Consider the following 18,965-nt stretch of genomic DNA (forward strand, 5'->3'; position numbering starts at 1 on the left):
TAGTCGCTTAGTAGGCCAGCGAAGCCTGGACGTAGAACGTGCGCGGCATGCCCACGTACTTGCCCGCGTTGTTGTCGGTGGAGCGGGTGAAGTAGCGGCGGTCGAACAGGTTCTTCACGCCCACCGCGATCTTCAGGTTCTGCGCCGCCTTGCCGAAGTCATAGCCCAGGCGCAGGTTCATCAATGCATAGCCGGGGATATCGCCCAGCGCGCCGTTGGCGCTTTGCGCGGTCTGGTATTGCGCATTGGCGACTGCCGGGTCGCCCGGCGAGCGCTGCTTCGATTGCGCGAAGGCGTCCACGTTCAGCATCCAGCGGTTGCGCTGGTAGCGCATGCCTAGCGTGGCCACGTGGCGCGAATAGAACGGCAGGTCGCGGCCGGCGAAGTTGCCCTGGCTATAGGTGGCGTCGGTGAAGGTGTAGGTAGCGTAAGCCGAGAGTCCGGCGAGTGTCGGCGTCAGCTTGGCGAAGTCGTAGCGCAGCGAGGATTCGACCCCGCGGTGCGTGGTCGCACCAAGGTTGGTCCACGCGTCCGGGCTGCCGCTGGTGCCGCCGCGCAGTTGCAGCTCGTCATCGAAGTCGATGTTGAACAGGGTCAGCTCGCCGCCCCAGCCATTGACGCTGTCGAAGTGCGTGCCGATCTCATAGGTCTTGGCCTTTTCCGGGGCCAGGCCGTTGGTGGTCTGCGCGATCTGGAAATACTGCAGCGGGCCAAAGGACACGCCAGCGTTGGCGAACAGCTTCCACTGGTCGGTCACGTGGTACATCACCGCCAGCGAGGGCAGCGGCTCCTCGGACTTCACGTCGTTGCGCAGCCTGGAGAGGTTGTCCGTCACATGGGAGCGGATCATCTCGTAGCGCACGCCCGGGGTGATGGTCCAGTTGCCCACGTTGATGGTGTCGTCGATATACACCGCGTTGGCGGTGGTGCCGCCGGTGCGTGACTGGTACAGCGTGGACGGCGCGTTGGGTGCGTCAAAGCCGGCGCCCGGGCGATAGAAGGCCGTGCGCGAGGCTTGCTCGTCGCTGGCCTCGCGCAGGAAGCGATAGCCCACGCCCACTTCGTGGCTTACGTTCTCGCCCCGGAACAGCTGCGAATAGCGCGGCTCGATTGCGAAGGTGTGATAGTTGCGCGGGTACGAGACCAGGCGGCGCTGGTTGCCGGATTCGCTTTCGATATTGCTGCCGCGGAAGCTCTCGGTGTAGTAGGTCAGCACCTCGAACTTGCGGTTGTTGTCGTTGTGCGCGTACTTGAGCGTGATGTCCTTGCGGCGTCCGCTGAAGTTGTCGAAGGGGCGCACCGACTGGAACGGGTCTGCCGCGTACTGCGCCGAGGTCAGGCCGCCGGGCATGCCGGCGGTGGCATCGTAGTAGTGCAGGCTGCCGGTGAGCTCGTCTGCCGGCGTGATGCGGTAAGCGCCCTTGAGCATCAGGTCGTCGATGTTGACGTGGTCGTTGCTGGCCCGGTAGCCGTTGCCGTGCACGCCCGAGTACAGCAGCGCGCCGCCCAGCCCCTGCGCGTTGGTGCCGCCGATGAAGGCGCTCGGGATGGTCTTCACGCCGCCGCCATGGCTGTAGATGTCGGACTCCACCGAGGCGCTTGCGGCGAAGGTCTTGGGAATCGGCCGCGTGACGAAGTTGATGATCCCACCCACGTTCTGCGGGCCATAGCGCACCGAGCCCGCGCCGCGCACCACGTCGACCGCCTCCAGGTTGCCCAGCGACACCGGGGCCATCGATAACTGCGGCTGGCCGTAGGGCGCAACGGCCAGCGGCACGCCATCGAGCAGGATGGTGGAGCGCGGCGACAGGCGCGAGGCCAGCCCGCGCACGCCCACGTTCAGCGAAATGTCGCTGCCACCGGTGCCGTTGCTGTCCTGGACCTGCACGCCAGGTACCCGGCGCAGCACATCGCGCACATTGCTCGCGCCGCTTTCCACCATGGTCTCGCGGTCGACGATGGTCCGCGCCCCGGGGTGCTCCAGCACCTTGGCCTCGTTCGGGCTCTCCAGCCAGTTGCCGACCACCGTGACGGCATTGAGGGTGCTTTCGGCGCTGAAAGCACCTGGGGTTGCCGCGTCAGGGGCGGTTGCCGGCGCGGCCGCATGCACGCACAGGGTCAGGCAAAGCAGGGCAGCGCCGATGGCGGCGCTGGAGAGCTTGAAAGTGGGCTGCAAAATGGAATTCCTGGGAAGCGCTGGCGGGGATCCGTGCATCCGCCGCATCGAGGGCTCGTATTATAAATACGAATCATTCTCGATTCCACTGTATGTGTCTTCCCCGTTGCCACAATGCATCATTGTTGATACATGAAAGGGGCGGGAGGTGATGCATACGCCTGCATGCACGCCGCGACTCGGATAGAATTCGTGCCAGCTTTGCCCCGCCGCCCGTCCTGTCATCTCCGCCATCCATGCCGACCCCTGCTTCCGTTCCGGCCCCCGAGCCGGACTCAGTCTTTCGCGACCCTTCATTTCGGCTGTTCTGGTTTGCCCGCCTGTGCACCACCATCGGCTACCAGATCTTTACTGTGGCGGTAGGCTGGCAGATCTACGATCTCACCCGCGACCCGTTCATGCTTGGCATGGTGGGGCTGGTGCAGTTCCTGCCCTCGGTGATGCTGCTGCTGATGTCCGGCCATGTGGCCGATCGCTTCGACCGGCGCCTGATCGTGCGCACCTGCCAGACGCTGGAAGCGCTGATCGCGGTGTCGATGGCGGTGGCGAGCTTGTCGGGCTGGATCACGCGCGATCACATCTTCGTGTTCGTGGCCCTGATCGGCGCCACCCGTGCCTTTGAAACGCCGACCCTGCAAGCGCTGCTGCCCAGCGTGGTCACGCCACGCATGTTTCCGCGCGCGGTCGCGCTGTCCAGCTCCGCCACGCAGACGGCCATCATCATCGGCCCCGCGCTGGGCGGTTTCGCCTACGTGGCTGGCCCGGGCGTGGTCTATGCCATCAGCGCCACGCTGTTCGCCGTGGCCGCTTGCCTGGTCACCGCGCTCAAGCTGCGCCAGGCCGCGCAGCGGCTGACCACGCCGGTCAGCATCGCCACGCTGTTCGCGGGGTTTTCGTATATCCGCGGCCGGCCGGTGCTGCTTGGCGCGATTTCGCTGGATCTCTTTGCCGTGCTGCTAGGCGGCGCCACCGCGCTGCTGCCCATCTATGCGCGCGACATCCTGCATACCGGCCCCTGGGGCCTGGGCCTGCTGCGCTCGTCGCCCGCCATCGGCGCGCTGGCGACCGCGCTGTGGCTCGCCCACCATCCGATGAACCGCCGCGTGGGCCGCGTGATGTTCGGCGCCGTGGCCGTCTTCGGCGTGGCGACGATGGTGTTCGGCATCTCGCACTGGCTGCCGCTGTCGATGGCGGCCCTGGTCATGCTTGGCGCCTCCGACATGATCAGCGTGGTGGTGCGCTCCACGCTGGTCCAGCTCGATACGCCCGACGATATGCGCGGGCGCGTGGGCGCGGTCAATTCGGTCTTTATCGGCGCGTCCAACCAGCTTGGCGAGTTCGAGTCCGGCGTGACGGCTGCCCTGTTCGGGCCGGTTGGCGCGGTGCTGCTTGGCGGCATCGGCACGTTGGTGGTGGTGGTGGTGTGGATGCGCCTGTTCCCCTCGCTAGCCTCGCGCGACCGCTTGCACAATCACCCCGTCACAGCTTGAAATAAGGTTCAAACCGGCCGGTCCCAGCACCGGCCGGGTGCTGCGCCCGTTCTTCCTCCGCGCCTTCCTCCGCACCAAAGCGTACCCAATTCTGCGTGCTCCCGCGCAGCGGTGCCGCACGATTTCCCCCACATAGAAAGTACGCCCAAGCCCACTCCGGCGAAATTTTTTTCAATCGGGGCCAGCCCTTACCCACGCAGGGCTGGCGCCGATTCGCCCGGCGGTTCCCGAGCATCCGGGGGAAACCAATTCCCCTGTCATTTGTCCTGAAAGTATCCTCAATTTCAATCAAATGCAGGCAATCGTCTGACATCAAGTCCGGTCATCGCCGGCTTTGGTAGTCCGGGCACCGCCAGTGACAGGAGAGCGACACAAACATGTGCGGCATTGCTGGAGAACGACGCTCTGATCAGGTCATGGCCGACCTGCACGCCGTCAGCGACATGACCCGCGACCGGGCCAGGCGCGGCCCCGGCGCAGAGGGCCTGGTCGGTCTGGGCGCGCGCGCGTTCGACCATCGCCGCACCGTGGCCGACGTGCCGATGAGCGTGCTGTTGTCGGGCGGGATGGACACCAGTCCGATCACCGGATTGCTCGCAGAAACGGGTACGCCCGACCTGCGTGCCTACGCCATCGGCCTCGAAGCCGTGGGTGGCGAGGCCGCCGTCACCGTTGCGCGCGCACTGCGCATCCCGGTGGTGGCGCTGGATTTTCTGGTGCCGGCGCACGATCACCGGCGCACGTGATGATCGAAGCCAACGAGCGACCCGGCGTGGCCAACCACGAACCCCAGCCGGCCGCCGAGCGCTTCATGGCCCGATGCCACGCTCGTGCGTACCAACCTCTTCATGATCAATAGCGTACCAACCTCTTCCTTAAATCTTTCGAACCGAACCATGAACCCGCCCGCATGCAGACATTGAAGATCGACCCGCTTTACCTCAAGACCACGCCGCAGGCGCTGCGCAAATCGGTATACAGGTGGGCGATTTCGTCACCGCCGCGCTCGCCGCGCCTGTGCGACAAGCACGGCATTCCCAGCCATCGGGATATGTTCCGCTTCCATCGTGCCGATGCGGGCGCGGCGGCGAGCGCCGGGCACGATGTGCGTACCGCGTTGCTTTGTTTCGGCGCCGACGCCTCGCATGGCTACGAGCGCGCGCGCTTGTCCGTGCTGGTGCGCCTTGCGCAATGGCTCACCGTCTATATTCAGAGCGTGCCTACCTTGCCGGAGGACCGCCAGCGCCGCATGCGCTCGGTCGCCGGCTTCTCGCACCAGCTCGATCCGGGCCAACTGGCGCGCAGCGAAACGCCGCTGCCGGATGCCGGGGAACCGGTGCACCGCTGCCGCGACGACGATGCATCCTGAGCCAAGCATGTCTCGCCTTTCCACATTGATCGCCGGAGTCGAATCCATGAACCTGAACTTCATCGAGCCCCACAAGCTGGAGGCAGCCTGGGCGTACTTGCTGCAACTGGTGGTGCAGCAAGGCCTGAACTGCATCGCCGCCATGCTGATCCTGATCCTGGGCTGGTGGCTCTCCGGGCGCGCCCGTGCCGCCGTGCTGCGCGCGTTTGACCGCCCGAGCGTGGATGCCACCTTGCGCCCGATGCTGGCCAGCGCCACGCAGTGGATCGTGCGCGTGATCACGGTGGTGCTGGTGCTGTCGCAATTCGGCGTGCAGACCGCCAGCATCATCGCCATGCTCGGCGCCGCCGGCCTGGCCATCGGCCTGGCGTTGCAGGGCACGCTGCAGAACATTGCCGCGGGCATCATGCTGGTGCTGCTGCGGCCGTTTCGCGTGGGCCAGTACATCGATGCGCAGGGCGTGGCCGGCACTGTCCGCGAGACGGGCTTGTTCATGACCGAGCTGACCACCTTCGACGGGGTTTGCCTGCGCGTGCCCAACGGCAAGATCTGGGGCAGCGCCATCACCAACTACAGCGAGAATCCCACCCGCCGGCTCGACATTGAAGTCACGGTCACCTTCGGTGCCGACATCCAGGCCGCACTCGATGCGTTGCGCGCCATGCTCGCGGCCGAGGGCCGCGTCCTGGCGGACCCGGCCTCCGAGGCGATGGTGGTCAATTACGCCGCGCAGGGCGTGACGCTCAACGTGCGCTGCTGGGTTGCCGCCGGGGATTACTGGAACGTGCGCTTTGCTTTCTACCACCGCATCAAGCAGGTGCTCGAAGCCGCCGGCTGCGCCATCGCCGTGCCGGTGCAGGAGTGGCGCGTGTCCGAGGACGTGCAAGCGGCCGCGCCCGCAGCGCCGAGTCCCGCGCATCGCCTGAGCTGACGAACCAACCTCTTCGGATACCGCCGCCGCGGTGCGCAAGCACCCCGGTGGCGATCTCGTTTGGTGGCGAGCGCTTGCGCCGCCGTTGCTTTTCTATTTCTCTCTGCCCTTTGGGTTCTTCACCGGTATCCGCGTTTCGTTGCGCCACGCGGCGCAACACGGCATGCCTTCAATCTCTGGAATTGGATTTGCTGTCTGCACACAAGCTCGAACTGAACCCCATCGCACGGAAGCCCCTCAGCTTGCGCAAAGTCTCTCCCGCCAATCAAGGCATCTTCCCTTGTGCATCGCGCGCGAGGCTCGCGCGGTGTCTGCCCGCACTGGCCTGCGCCGCCGTGCTCGCTCCTGCCGCGCCGATGGCCAACGCGCAGGGCAGCCTAACGCTGTACGGGTTTGCCGACGTCGGCATCTTTCGTCCCGCGCCCGGCCAGCCCATTCAGCTCGGCACCATGCAGCGCAGCTTCATCGGCCTGCGCGGCAGCGAAACCCTGGCCCCCGGCTGGGCCGCCACCCTGAACCTGCAAACGCGCTTCGACATGGGCAATGGCCGGCTCGAAGCCAGCGGCGCCACGCCGTATTTCCAGGGCGAATCCACCGTTGGAATCAGGTCGCCCTACGGCGACCTGCGCGTTGGCCGTGCGCTGACGCCGATGTGGCAATACGACTGGCAGTACGACAGCTGGGACAATTTCAACCGCGTGAGTTCCGTGGCGTGGTACGTGTATCACCCGTCCTATCGCACCGATCCGTATCACAATGGCCCCGCGGGCGAATACTCGCGCCTGAACAACGGCGTGTTCTACGACTCGCCGAAATGGGGCGGGATGCACGTGCACGTATCCGCCGGCGTGGAGAAGAACGAAACGCCGGACGCCGCCGGCAACCAGGACCGCACGCGGCCGCTGGCGGCCTCGCTCAACTACGATGCCGGGCCCTGGTCGGCCATGCTGACGGCGGAGCGCAATTCGGCTTATGACAACACGTGGTTCGCGGGGCTGGCCTACGCGTTCACCAAGGTGCGGCTAATGGCCTCGTACAGCCAGACCCATCTAAGCGCCGCGAGCCAGGCCTTGCTCGGCGACGCCAGCGCCAGGCGCAGCGCCGCCACGCTTGGCGTCAACTGGCGCGTGGGCGCCTATACGCTGAAGCTCTCGGGCGCGCGCGATTTCCAGGGCTATGGCACGGCGGGCGCGACCGGCTACGTCACCAGCGGGGTGGACTACGCGTTATCGAAGCGCACCACGCTGTACGGCGCGGTGTCGTACCGCCACAGCCGCTACGCAGGTGGCGGCACCGGCTTCGGTGCCGGCATCAGCCATAGCTTCTAAGCCGCGCACAAGCCATCTCCCGTCAGCCCTCCTCGGCAAACAGCGAGCACGCCCCGGCCTCCGCCGTGCTGACGTGGCGGCGGAAATTGGCAAACAGGTCGCGTCCCACGCCATGCCGGTTGGCGGACAGATCGGGTGGCGTCACCGAGCGCGCGGCCCATTCCGCTTCGGGCACCAGCACCGTGAGCACGCCCGCATGCGCGTCCACGCGCATCGGGTCGCCCTCGCGCACGCGGGCGATGCCGCCGCCGCTCAATGCCTCAGGGCACACATGGATGGCGGCCGGCACCTTGCCCGACGCGCCGGACATGCGTCCGTCTGTCACCAGCGCCACGTGGAAGCCGCGGTCCTGCAGCACGGTCAGCGTGGGCGTGAGCTTGTGCAGCTCCGGCATGCCGCAGGCGGCCGGCCCTTGCCATGGCAGCACCGCGACAAAGTCACGCTCCAGCTCGCCGCGCTTGAACGCTTCGATCAGCGCGTCTTGCGAGTGGAACACCATCGCCGGGGCTTGCACGATGTGGTGCTCGGGCTTGACCGCCGAGATCTTCAGCACGGCGCGGCCGATATTGCCGTCAAGCAGCTTGATGCCGCCTTCCGGCGCGAAAGGCTGGCCGGCGGCGCGCACGATGCTGTCGTCCAGCGGCGCTTCGGGCCCGTCGATCCAGGTGAGCTTGCCATCGCGCAGCACCGGCTCGCGCGTGTAGTCGGCCAGGCCCTTGCCGACCACGGTGGTCACGTCATCGTGCAGCAGGCCAAGCTGCAGCAAGCCGCGAATCACCAGTCCGAGTCCGCCGGCGGCCTGGAACTGGTTCACATCCGCGCTGCCGTTCGGATACACGCGCGCCAGCAGCGGTACCACTTCCGATAGCTCGGCAAAATCGTCCCAGCCCAGCACGATGCCCGCGGTGCGCGCCATCGCCACCAGGTGCAGCGTATGGTTGGTGGAGCCGCCGGTGGCCAGCAGGCCGACGATGCCATTGACGAAGGCGCGCTCGTCGAGCACGTCCGCCACCGGCGTATAGCGATCGCCGCCATGCACAAGGCGCAGCGCCTGGCGCGCGGATTCGCGCGTGAGGGCTTCGCGCAGCGGCGTGTTGGGATTGACGAAGGCGGTGCCGGGCAGGTGCAGGCCCATGATCTCCATCAGCATCTGGTTGGAGTTGGCGGTGCCGTAGAAGGTGCAGGTGCCGGGGCCGTGGTAGGACTTGCTCTCCGCCTCCAGCAACTCCGCGCGGCTGAGCTTGCCCTCGGCGTAGCGCTGGCGCACGCGCGCCTTTTCCTCGTTGCCGATGCCGGTGGTCATGGGGCCGCCCGGCACGAAGATGGCGGGCAGGTGGCCGAACGACAGCGCGCCCATCACCAGCCCCGGCACGATCTTGTCGCACACGCCGAGGTACAGCGCGCCGTCGAACATCTGGTGCGATAGCGCCACCGCGGTGGATAGCGCGATCACGTCGCGCGAGAACAGCGAGAGATCCATGCCGTCCTGGCCTTGCGTCACGCCATCGCACATGGCGGGCGTGCCGCCGGCGAATTGCGCGGTGCCGCCCGCCTCCAGCGCGGCTTCCTTGAGCCATTGCGGATACTCCGCCAGGGGCTGGTGCGCCGACAGCATGTCGTTGTAGGAGGAGACGATGGCGAGGTTGGGGCGCTCCTGCGCCTTCAGGCGGATCTTGGCCTGCTCGGGCATGGCCGCCACGGCGTGCGCCAGGTTGGTACACGAGAGCTGCGCGCGCTCCACCTTCTGTCCCGCCATGGCGCGGGTGCGGTCCATGTAGGTCTGGCGGGTGGCGGCGCTGCGCGCGATGATGCGGGCGGTGACCCGTTCCAGGACTGGGTGGCTTGGCATGGGGATCTCCTGCGTGGGTGCTTTTTCAGCCTAGTGCACTTTGGGGAGGGGTGCACGGTTGGCGCGGGGTTGGCGCGCGGTTGGCGCCAGTATGAGCCGCTGCACGTTTTCTCCACAAGTGCTAGACTCCGCCCCATTCTCTGGAGTTCAAACGACATGAAGCAAGCAGCGCAACGCACCGCCATCGCAGCGTTTGCCGCGGCACCTTACGGTGAACGCGTGCTGCTGGCTATTCACGTCTAGTCTTCCGAGCGTCCCGCCCGGAAGGCTGCAAGGCCAGTTCCGGGAACGACGAAACCGATCATCGCCAACCCCGGACGGCCCGCAGGCCCGCCGGGGTTTTGTTTTTTTGTTTCGCCACCATCTGACACGCCATGCGTACCTACGACAAGTTGATTGCCACGATTCAAACCGGCCAAGGGAACGGGGGCTTGCGCTCGTCCCTTGGTGCGGTAACGGCGTCGTCTGGCGTAGTCACCGAGACCATTGCGTGCCGCATGCGGCATGCCGGCGCCGCCTCGCAAGCGATCCCATAGCCTCCTGGCTGCACATGCAGTCCGGGAGGCCTCGCAGATCGCCTCCCAGGGACCAAAAACACCCTGGCAGGCACGCACCCGCCAGGGTGTTTGCATTCAGGCAGCCCATCATGGAAAGCAGAAACGAAAGCAGGAAGGAAAGCAGGAAACTCAGGAACATCGGCATCATTGCCCACGTGGACGCGGGCAAGACCACCACGTCCGAACGCATCCTGTTCTACACCGGCGCCAGCCACCGGCTGGGCGAGGTGCATGACGGCGCCGCCACCATGGATTTCGATCCACAGGAGCAGGCGCGCGGCATCACCATCAACAGCGCGGCCACCACCGTGTTCTGGCGCGGGCACCAGATCAACCTGATCGACACCCCGGGCCACATCGATTTCAACATCGAGGTGAACCGCTCGCTGCGCGTGCTCGACGGCGCCGTGGTGGTGTTCGACGGCGTGGCCGGCGTGGAGCCGCAGACGGAGACCAACTGGCGCCTGGCGGACCACTACCGCGTGCCGCGCCTGGCCTTCATCAACAAGCTGGACCGCACCGGCGCGGATTTCCTGCGCGTGGCCGGCATGATCGAGGAACGCCTTGGCGTGGTGCCGCTCGTGCTGCAGTTGCCGATCGGCAGCGAGGGCGATTTCCACGGCGTGGTCGACCTCGTCACCATGCAGGCCCTGCTATGGCAAGGCGGCGCGGGCGGCACGGGCTACGTGACCGATGCCGTGCCGCAGGCGCTGGCGGAGCAGGCCGCGGCTTGGCGCCAGCGTTTGCTGGAAACGCTGGCCGAGCAGGACGATGCCTTGCTGGAAGACTACCTGGCGGGCCGCGAGCCGGCCGCGCACGCCCTGCGCGCAGCCATCCGGCGCGCGACCATCAGCGCAGCCGTGGTGCCCGTGCTGGCGGGTTCCGCCTTCAAGAACAAGGGCGTGGAGCCTTTGCTCGATGCGGTGACAGCGTACCTGCCGGCACCCGGCGAAGCGGGCCGTCATGCCGTGAGCGCGGACGCGGACCAGCCGCTGGTGGCGCTCGCCTTCAAGGTCGTGCACGATGCGCACGGCACGCTGACGTTCTTGCGGGTGTATCGCGGGCGGCTCGCGGCCGGCGACACCGTGCTCAACGCGGGCAGTGGCAAGCGCGAGCGGGTGGCAAGGCTGTACGAGATGCATGCGGACCGCAAGCAGGAACTGGAGGTTGCCGTGGCCGGCGACATCGTGGCGATAGCGGGCCTCAAGGCCACCATCACCGGCGACACGCTGACCGATCCCGCGCACCCCATGGTGCTGGAGACGATCGACACGCCCGAGCCGGTGATCGACGTGGCCATCGAGCCGAAGAGCCAGTCCGACCAGGCCGGCTTGTCGCGCGGCCTGCAAGTGCTGGTGCAGGAAGATCCGAGCCTGCGCCTGCGTCAGGATCCGGAGAGCGGGCAGACGTTGCTGTCCGGCATGGGCGAGCTGCAGCTGGAGGTCACGCTGGAGAAGCTGCGCACGCGCTTTCAGGTGGAGGTCACGGTAGGCCGCCCGCAGGTGGCGTATCGCGAAACGCTGACCCGTGCCGCCGATGCGCGCTACCTGCATCGCAAGCAAAGCGGTGGCCCGGGACAGTACGCGGAAGTGGTGCTGCGCTTCGAGCCGCTGGCGCGTGGCGAGGGCGTCCGGTTCGAGAGCCGCATCAGCGGTGGCGCGGTGCCGCGCGAGTTCGTGCCGGCGGTGGAGGCCGGCATCCGGCGCGCGGCCGCGCAGGGCGTGCTCGCCGGCTACCCGGTGGTGGATGTCCAGGCCATCTTGCTGGACGGCAGCTATCACGAGCGCGACTCCTCGGCCCTGGCCTTCGAGACCGCGGCCGCGTGCGCCTTCCGTGAAGCCGCGCGGCAGGCTGCGCCCGTGGTGCTGGAACCGGTGATGAGCGTGGAAGTGGTGACACCCGCCGATCATGTGGGCGATGTCATCGGCGATATCCACCGGCGCCGGGGCACGGTGCGCGGGCAATCGCAACGCGGTGGCGGCAACACCATGGTGGTGGAGGCGCATGTGCCGCTGGCCAGCATGTTCGGCTACATCGGCAGCCTGCGCGCGCTGACCTCGGGCCGCGCCAGCTTTGGCATGCAGTTCGATCACTATGCCGCGGCACCGGCCACGGCGTTGGTGGAGATGGCTGGCTGAGTCTGACGGCAGTTGCAATCGGGCGGGCGCCGCGTGGGCGCCCGCCCCTTGGCGACCGGCGAGGCATCATCCGCCGGCGCGCACAGGCCCGCTCAGACGTCGACGATCACCAGCGTGCCGTGGCTGCCGGGCAGCACGGCGTGGGGGATGCCGGCAAGGGCGAGGTACATCTGCCCCGGCTCGACGACAACGGTGCCGGCTTCGCCTTGCACTTGCAATATGAGCCGTCCGCTCACCACGAGCAGGCCTTCGTTGTAGTCGTGCGTCTCCGCTTCATACGCTTGTTCATCCATGCGCAGGACCTTGATGCGGGCGGGGCCGACCTGGCCCACGACGGTGGACTTCCATGCGCTGGGCAGCGCGGCGGCAAGGTCGTCAAACTGAATCAGCGGCACTGGTGTGGCTCCGGGTTGGTTTAAACGCGCTTCGGTATATCCAGGCCCTTGGCCACCGCGGGACGCGCCAGGAAGGCCTCGAGCGCGCGCGTGACGTGGGGGAAGTCCTGGATGCCGACCAGCTCGCCGGCCTCGTAGAACCCGATCAGGTTGCGCACCCAGGGGAAGGTCGCGATGTCGGCAATGGTGTAGGTGTCGCCCATGATCCAGGCGCGGTCCGCGAGGCGGCCGTTGAGCACGGCCAGCAGGCGCTTGGCTTCCGCGACATAGCGGTCGCGCGGGCGCTTGTCCTCGTATTCCTTGCCGGCGAACTTGTTGAAGAATCCCAGTTGCCCGAACATCGGCCCGATGCCGCCCATCTGGAACATCAGCCACTGGATGGTCTCGTAGCGGCCGGCGGGATCTTGCGGGATGAACTTGCCGCTCTTGTCGGCGAGGTAGAGCAGGATCGCGCCGGACTCGAACAGGGCCAGCGGCTGGTCGCCGGGGCCGTTCGGGTCGAGGATGGCGGGAATCTTGTTGTTGGGGCTGATCGACAGGAACTCCGGCGTGTACTGGTCATTGGTGTCGAAGCGCACCAGGTGCGGTTCGTACGGCAGGCCGGTTTCCTCGAGCATGATCGAGATCTTGACGCCATTGGGCGTGGGCAGCGAATAGAGCTGGATCCGCTCCGGGCGCAAGGCGGGCCATTTATTGGTGACGAGGAAGGCGGAAAGATTGGTCATGGAAATCCGTAGAAATGGGAATGGGAATGGATGAGCTGGGGCAATGGTTGGCCCTGGCGGCCGATGAGGATGGCCGTGCCGGGGTTCGCCGCGGGGCCTGCCCGGGCAAGCGCCGGGTCACTTCGGCTTGTCGTCGCCGTCGGGCGGGCTGACGCCGGCGGCAACCAGGCAATCGCGCAGGTGCTTGATCTCCTGCTTGGCGCAGACATTGCCATGGTGCGGGTGATGAAGGTAGAACTCATACTCGTTGAGCACCACCCTGAAGCGGGCGCCCTGGATCGGCTCTACCTTCGCGCCGAGTTGCTGCAGCAGCGACTCCACCTCGCGCCAGTGGATGTTGTTGCTGAGCGGGTGACTGAAGATCGACTGCAGGAGGCTGCGGGATTTGTGGCTCATGGCGCGGTCAGGCTTCTTCGGCGGCAATAGCCGTAGCATACAAGAGCGGGTAGGTTGGCGCTTGCTGCACCCGCGAGGGGCCCCTCGCGCCTGTCCTATCTCAGCACTTGCCCCGCGCCAGGCAGGCCCGCGGCGTGGCGCCGGTGTAACGGCGGAACAGGGCAATGAAGCTGCTGACGCTGGCGTAGCCCAGGCCGAACGCCACGGTAGTGACGCTTTCGCCTGCCACCAGCCGCTCCATGGCCGCCGGGCCGGCCATGCATGGTGGGCTGAGTTCGGCGCTGGCGGTACGGAGGTGATTCCGTGGCCATTGCGTCCCGGTTCGGCTACGCAGAAACGGGTACGCTTAGTTGAGCTGGGGCGTGTTTGCCTCGTTCCCGATACTTGCCTAGCCGGAGAAATTGCCGTGCCGGCCGGCACCCCCGACAAAGCGGGCGGCGCCCGGAATGCCCTCCTCGAACACGATCGGCGTGCCGTTGGCGCCTTCGGCCCGCAGTGCGTCGGCCAGCGGCAGGTCCCATTGCCCGTAGGCGGAGGCCCGGTCCGCCAGCATGCAGCGCTGTGGGAAGGCGGCCAGCTCATGCGCCAGCGCCTCGGCCGCGGCGCGGGCCTGGCCGGGCTCGACCACGCGGTTGGCCAGCCCCATGGCGAGCGCTTCCTCGGCGGACACCGGGCGGCCGGTCAGGATCATGTCAAGCGCGCGGCCCATGCCAACGATGCGCGGCAAGCGCACCGTGCCGCCGTCGATCAGCGGTACGCCCCAGCGCCGGCAGAACACGCCGAAAACCGCATCGCGCTCCGCCACGCGCAGGTCCGCCAGCAGCGCCAGTTCCAGCCCGCCCGCTACCGCATAGCCGCTGACCGCGGCCACCAGCGGCTTGGACAGCGCCATCCGGCTCGGGCCCATCGGGCCCGCGCCACCGCCTTGCGGATCCAGTTCGTGACGGCGCGCCGGGTCGCCTACCGCCGACAGGTCGGCGCCGCCGCAGAAATGGCCGCCCGCGCCCCACAGCACGGCCACGCGCAGCGCCGGGTCGGATTCGAACCGGGTGAATGCCTCGCGTAGCGCCAGCGCCATCGGGCCGTCCACGGCGTTGCGCTTGTCGGCGCGGTCCAGAATGATGGTGAGGACCGGGCCGGACGTTTCGGTCCTGACATAATGGTTGGGCTGACTGGGCTTACTATCCATGCTCTCATCCTCGGTGCCTGCGCCTGGCAAGGGTGAATCGGGTACTTTCAGGTACTTTCTAGGTGTTTTTCCACATGCATAAATATTTCGTCGAATGATATATTTATGCCAAGAAAAGAAATATTTCTGGTTTACCCTTCGCGGCATCCTGTACCGCCCACGTTGCTCCCGCTTTCGACCCATGCATGAAATAGAAATCCGCGAGCCCTCGGCGACCGACCTGGTCCTGGACCTGCTCTACGGCCACCCGGAGCGTACCCTGCCGGTGCAGGCGCTGGCGCGCGGCGCCGAGGTGATGGGCATCGGCACGCCCAGCGTGCGGGTGGCGCTGACGCGCCTGCAGCGCCAGGGCCGCATCGTCAAGACGGAGCGCGGCTGCTACGCGGTGTTGCCGGAAGGCAACCCGGTCTACGACGAGGTCGAGCACTGGTTTGAAAAGGAGAGCCGGCTGGGGCACTGGGCCGGCGACTGGCTGGTGGTGCAGGATGCCGCCGTGGCGCGCAGCGAGAAGACCGCCTGGCGCCACCATGCGCGCGCGCTGTCGTTGTCCGGTTTTCGGGTGCTGGCCGCCGGCATCAACGTGCGCCCGGACAATCTCGCGGGCGGCGCCCCGGCCATGCGCGCCGCGCTGTCCCGGCTCGGGATGGCCAGCGCCGGCCTGCTATTCGTGGGCCGCGAGTTCGATGCTGATGCCGCCGCGCGCATGCCCCAGCTGTGGGACGTGCCGGCGCTGCAATCCGCGTACCGCCGCGCGCTGGCGCAACTTGAGCGCAGCCGGGCCAAGCTGGCGCGCATGGCGCCGGATGCCGGCGCGCGCGAAACCATGCTGGTGGGGCGTGCCATCATCCGCGCCATCGTGCGCGATCCGCTGCTGCCCGAGGCCATCATGGACCCGGCGCCCCGCCGCGCCCTGATCGAGGCCACGCGCGCCTACCAGCTCCAGGCGCGCGGCCTGTGGGTGGATCTGCTGGCCGGCTAGCGCGCGCAGGCGGCGAATCGCGGGCTGCGCGCCGGGTGGCGCCGAGCGATCCTCGCCTCGCCAAGCGGCAGCGACTCAACTAAACTGGCCGGAACTTATGCGGCGCACCGCGGCACTCAGTAAAGTGACGCGCGCTGGTGTTCCTGGAACCCCGCAGGCCCCGCCGGGCTCTTGCGCCGCCCCCACGTTGGCCAAGACAAGGAGTACAGGGTGAGCATGCCCGATTTCGACATGGTGCTGTTCGGCGGCACCGGGGACCTGGCGCGGCGCAAGCTGCTGCCGGCGCTGTTCGATGCACACCGCGCGGGTTTGCTTCATCCCAACGCCCGCATTCTTGCCACCGGCAGCCATCCCCTTTCCACCGAAGACTACGTCGGCTCGCTGGAGCAGAGCGTGCGGCCGGGTCTTGAGCATGCGCCGCCCGAAGCCTGGGCCACCTTCCTTGCGCGCATCAGCTATGTGCAGGCCGACGCCCGCGTGCCGGAGCACTTCGATGCGCTGGCGGCCAAGGTGCTGCAGCGCTCGCCAGAGGTGGTGGTGTGCTATCTCGCCACCGGGCCGCATATCTTTGTCCCCATCTGCGAGCAGCTCGCGCGCACCGGGCTCAATCATCCCAATGTCCGCATCGTCCTGGAGAAGCCGCTCGGGCACGACCTGCCTTCGTCCGACGCGATCAACTCGGCCGTGGCGCAGTATTTCGCCGAAGACCAGATCTACCGGATCGACCACTACCTGGGCAAGGAGTCGGTGCAGAACCTGATGGCGATCCGCTTCGGCAACGCACTGTTCGAGCCGCTGTGGCGCCGCGAATGGGTGCAGGACGTGCAGATCACCATCGCCGAGGAGCTTGGCGTGGAGACGCGCGGCGAGTTCTACGACAACACCGGCGCGCTGCGCGACATGGTGCAGAACCACCTGCTGCAACTGCTGTGCATGGTGGCGATGGAGCCGCCCAGCAGCCTGTCCGAGGACGCGATCCGCGACGAAAAGATCAAGATCCTCAAGGCGCTCAAGCCCATCACGCCGCAGGACGTGGCCGAGAAAACCGTGCGCGGGCAGTACCGGGCCGGCGCCGTGGGCGGCAAGCCGGTGGTGGGCTACCTGGACGAGAAGGGCATTGCGCCCGACAGCCACACCGAGACCTTTGTCGCCATCAAGGCCGAGATCGCCAATTGGCGCTGGTCCGGCGTGCCGTTCTACCTGCGCACCGGCAAGCGCATGCAGTCGCGCGTGGCGGAGATCGTCATCCACTTCCGCGATGTGCCGCACGCCATCTTCCCGCGCCCGCTGACCCTGTCGCCGCAGAACCGGCTGGTGATCCGGCTGCAACCGGAGGAGAGCATCCGCCTGTATTTCCTGGTCAAGCAGCCCGGCGATACGGTGGCGCTCACGGGCACCTCGCTCGACCTGGACTTCGCCAACTCCTTCAAGGTGCGCCGCGCGGGCGCCTACGAGCGCTTGCTGCTCGATGTCATCCGCGGACGCCTCGGACTATTCGTGCGGCGCGACGAACAGGCGCAGGCCTGGCGCTGGGTCGAGCCCATCATCGATACGTGGGCGGGCAGCACTGTGCCGCCCAAGGCGTATACCGCCGGCACGTGGGGCCCGGCTTCCTCGTCCGCGCTGATGTCGCGCGACGGCTCGCTGTGGCACGAAGAGGTGTGAGCCGCGCCCGCTGATCATTGATTGACCCTCATTCGAACAGGAGACATTGCCCATGCGACGCTACGAACATACCTCCGAGGCGGACCTGGCCGAAGCGATGGCGATCTCGGTGGCCCACGCGCTGGAGATCGCCATCGGCGTAAACGGCTGGGCGGTGCTGGCGGTGTCCGGCGGCCGCTCGCCGGTGGCGATGTTCGAGCGCCTGCGCCATCGGACCATCCGCTGGGACGCGGTCACCATCACGCTGGTCGACGAGCGCGTGGTGCCGCCGGACCATGACGACAGTAACGGCGCGCTGGTGCGCCGCCACCTGCTGCGCGAGGCGGCCGGCAAGGCGGCCTTCGTGCCGCTGGTGGCCGATGCCGCCGAAGCGGCCGACCCGGCCAGCGCGGTGGCCCGGCTCAACGTGGTCTGGCGCCAGCCCGACGTGATCGTGCTGGGCATGGGCGAGGATGGCCACACCGCCTCGCTGTTTCCCGAGGCGCCCGAGTTGCAGCAGGCGCTTGCCGAGCCGCGGCCGGGCTATATGGTGACGCATCCGCGCGAGGCGCCGCACGCGCGCATCACGCTGAACCTGGCGGCGCTGCTGGCCGCCGAGCGCGTTTTCCTGTCGTTCGCGGGACCCGTCAAGGCAGCCGTGTTCGCACGCGCCAGCAAGGGACCCATCCCGGCGCTGCCCATCAGCCTGGTGCTTAGCCGGCACCGGCACGGCACCGATGTCTTCTCGGCTTGATGCCATGCAGAACTTTCCACGCCTGCTGGGCGATGTCGGCGGCACCAATGTGCGCTTTGCGCTGGAGACCGCGCCGCAGCGCATCGGCCCGGTGACCGCGCTCAAAGTGGCCGATTTCCCCTCACTCGAGGCTGCCATGCAGCACTATCTCGGCGGCTTGCCGGCCGGCAGTGCCAGGCCGCGCTACGCGGCCGTTGGCCTCGCCAACCCGGTGACCGGCGATCGCGTCAAGCTGACCAATCACGCCTGGGCGTTCTCCATCTCGCAGATGCAGCGCTCGCTGGGCCTGGACCTGCTGCTGGCCATCAACGATTTCACCGCGCTGGCGCTGGGTTTGCCACACCTCGGCGCGCAGGATCTGACGCCGCTGCGCCAGGGCATGGCGGTGGCCGGCGCGCCGCTCGCGTTGGTCGGGCCCGGCACCGGGCTGGGCGTGTCCGGGCTGGTGCCCGCGCGCTCCGGGCCGGCCGTGGCGCTGGCTGGTGAGGGCGGCCATATCGAGCTGATGCCGGAGACCGAAGACGAATGGACCGCGTGGCGCGCGGCCCGCCAGGCCTTCGGCCGTGTCTCGGCCGAGCGACTTTTGTCGGGCATGGGGCTGTCGCTGACGCATGCCGCGTTGCACGCAGAAACGGGTACGCCCCTGGCGCGCCAGCTCGAGCCGGCAGAGGTGACCGAAGGCGCGATCCACCGGCACGACCCGCTCTGCGAGCGCGCGCTTGCCGTGTTTTGCGGCTTGCTGGGTTCCGTGGCGGCCGATATTGCGCTGGTACTGGGTGCGCGCGGCGGCGTTTACCTGGGCGGCGGCATCGTGCCGCGCTTCGTGCCCGCGCTGCGGAACTCCGCGTTCAACGCGCGCTTTACCGCCAAGGGGCGGCTGAGCGCTTACCTGGAAAGCCTGCCGGTTTACGTGATCAGCGCGCAGTACCCGGCGCTGCCCGGACTGGCGCAGGCGCTGGAGGAAGCGATCACGCACGGCGCCGATGGCGATGGCGATGGTGCCAGCCGAGCCAACCCGGCCAACCAACCTAACCCTGCCTGATCC

General features: G+C 67.5%; 17 protein-coding genes. 10 read left to right on the plus strand and 7 right to left on the minus strand.

Going from position 1 to position 18,965, the window contains the following annotated elements:
- Positions 1-7 precede the first annotated feature (7 nt).
- On the minus strand, positions 8-2,176 hold the full coding sequence (locus ACX12D_RS30010; RefSeq protein WP_459374668.1) for a TonB-dependent receptor family protein: 2,169 nt from the start codon (positions 2,174-2,176) through the stop codon (positions 8-10).
- Between the two features lie 236 nt (positions 2,177-2,412).
- On the opposite strand from ACX12D_RS30010, the gene ACX12D_RS30015 reads away from it, so the two are divergent.
- The 5 genes from ACX12D_RS30015 (at position 2,413) to ACX12D_RS30035 (ending at position 7,294) form a co-directional block, all read left to right on the plus strand.
- Complete coding sequence (locus tag ACX12D_RS30015; RefSeq protein ID WP_459374669.1) at positions 2,413-3,666, plus strand: MFS transporter; 1,254 nt, start codon at positions 2,413-2,415, stop codon at positions 3,664-3,666.
- Between the two features lie 416 nt (positions 3,667-4,082).
- Positions 4,083-4,412: an asparagine synthase-related protein gene (locus ACX12D_RS30020; RefSeq protein ID WP_459374670.1), complete on the plus strand. Its 330-nt coding sequence runs from the start codon at positions 4,083-4,085 to the stop codon at positions 4,410-4,412.
- A 164-nt stretch (positions 4,413-4,576) separates the two neighbouring features.
- Complete coding sequence (locus ACX12D_RS30025; RefSeq protein ID WP_459374671.1) at positions 4,577-5,035, plus strand: hypothetical protein; 459 nt, start codon at positions 4,577-4,579, stop codon at positions 5,033-5,035.
- A 46-nt stretch (positions 5,036-5,081) separates the two neighbouring features.
- The gene (locus tag ACX12D_RS30030) at positions 5,082-5,966 is read left to right on the plus strand and encodes a mechanosensitive ion channel family protein (protein WP_459374672.1); all 885 of its coding nucleotides are present in this window, start codon (positions 5,082-5,084) and stop codon (positions 5,964-5,966) included.
- Between the two features lie 335 nt (positions 5,967-6,301).
- Complete coding sequence (locus ACX12D_RS30035) at positions 6,302-7,294, plus strand: porin (protein ID WP_459374674.1); 993 nt, start codon at positions 6,302-6,304, stop codon at positions 7,292-7,294.
- A 22-nt stretch (positions 7,295-7,316) separates the two neighbouring features.
- Here the strand turns inward: ACX12D_RS30035 and edd are convergent, their stop codons facing one another.
- Positions 7,317-9,143 (minus strand): phosphogluconate dehydratase, encoded by a 1,827-nt coding sequence (edd, locus tag ACX12D_RS30040; protein WP_459374675.1) that lies wholly within the window; start codon positions 9,141-9,143, stop codon positions 7,317-7,319.
- Between the two features lie 646 nt (positions 9,144-9,789).
- On the opposite strand from edd, the gene fusA reads away from it, so the two are divergent.
- Positions 9,790-11,838, plus strand: coding sequence for an elongation factor G (gene fusA, locus ACX12D_RS30045; protein WP_459374676.1), 2,049 nt, complete (start codon positions 9,790-9,792; stop codon positions 11,836-11,838).
- Between the two features lie 92 nt (positions 11,839-11,930).
- Here fusA and ACX12D_RS30050 read toward each other — a convergent pair whose 3' ends face one another.
- The 5 genes from ACX12D_RS30050 to ACX12D_RS30070 form a co-directional block, all read right to left on the minus strand.
- Positions 11,931-12,233, minus strand: coding sequence for a cupin domain-containing protein (locus ACX12D_RS30050; RefSeq protein ID WP_459374677.1), 303 nt, complete (start codon positions 12,231-12,233; stop codon positions 11,931-11,933).
- A gap of 20 nt (positions 12,234-12,253) precedes the next feature.
- A complete protein-coding gene (locus ACX12D_RS30055) occupies positions 12,254-12,958 on the minus strand; it encodes a glutathione binding-like protein (protein WP_459374678.1) in 705 nt (234 codons plus the stop codon).
- Between the two features lie 117 nt (positions 12,959-13,075).
- Complete coding sequence (locus ACX12D_RS30060) at positions 13,076-13,354, minus strand: type II toxin-antitoxin system HicA family toxin (protein WP_174425730.1); 279 nt, start codon at positions 13,352-13,354, stop codon at positions 13,076-13,078.
- Positions 13,355-13,454: 100 nt separating this feature from the next.
- Positions 13,455-13,613 (minus strand): helix-turn-helix domain-containing protein, encoded by a 159-nt coding sequence (locus ACX12D_RS30065; RefSeq protein WP_459374679.1) that lies wholly within the window; start codon positions 13,611-13,613, stop codon positions 13,455-13,457.
- 129 nt (positions 13,614-13,742) lie between these two features.
- The gene (locus tag ACX12D_RS30070; RefSeq protein ID WP_459374680.1) at positions 13,743-14,543 is read right to left on the minus strand and encodes a crotonase/enoyl-CoA hydratase family protein; all 801 of its coding nucleotides are present in this window, start codon (positions 14,541-14,543) and stop codon (positions 13,743-13,745) included.
- 181 nt (positions 14,544-14,724) lie between these two features.
- Between ACX12D_RS30070 and ACX12D_RS30075 the strand changes: the two genes are divergently transcribed.
- The 4 genes from ACX12D_RS30075 (at position 14,725) to glk (ending at position 18,962) form a co-directional block, all read left to right on the plus strand.
- Entirely contained in the window at positions 14,725-15,522 is a 798-nt protein-coding gene (locus ACX12D_RS30075; protein WP_441632523.1) for a PaaX family transcriptional regulator, read from the plus strand.
- A gap of 216 nt (positions 15,523-15,738) precedes the next feature.
- The gene (zwf, locus tag ACX12D_RS30080; RefSeq protein WP_459374681.1) at positions 15,739-17,187 is read left to right on the plus strand and encodes a glucose-6-phosphate dehydrogenase; all 1,449 of its coding nucleotides are present in this window, start codon (positions 15,739-15,741) and stop codon (positions 17,185-17,187) included.
- A gap of 52 nt (positions 17,188-17,239) precedes the next feature.
- Positions 17,240-17,920, plus strand: a complete 681-nt coding sequence (gene pgl / locus ACX12D_RS30085; RefSeq protein ID WP_459374682.1) for a 6-phosphogluconolactonase — start codon at positions 17,240-17,242, stop codon at positions 17,918-17,920.
- Between the two features lie 4 nt (positions 17,921-17,924).
- On the plus strand, positions 17,925-18,962 hold the full coding sequence (gene glk, locus ACX12D_RS30090) for a glucokinase (RefSeq protein WP_459374683.1): 1,038 nt from the start codon (positions 17,925-17,927) through the stop codon (positions 18,960-18,962).
- The last annotated feature ends 3 nt before the right edge of the window (positions 18,963-18,965 follow it).

The organism is Cupriavidus sp. PET2-C1 (assembly GCF_054515855.1).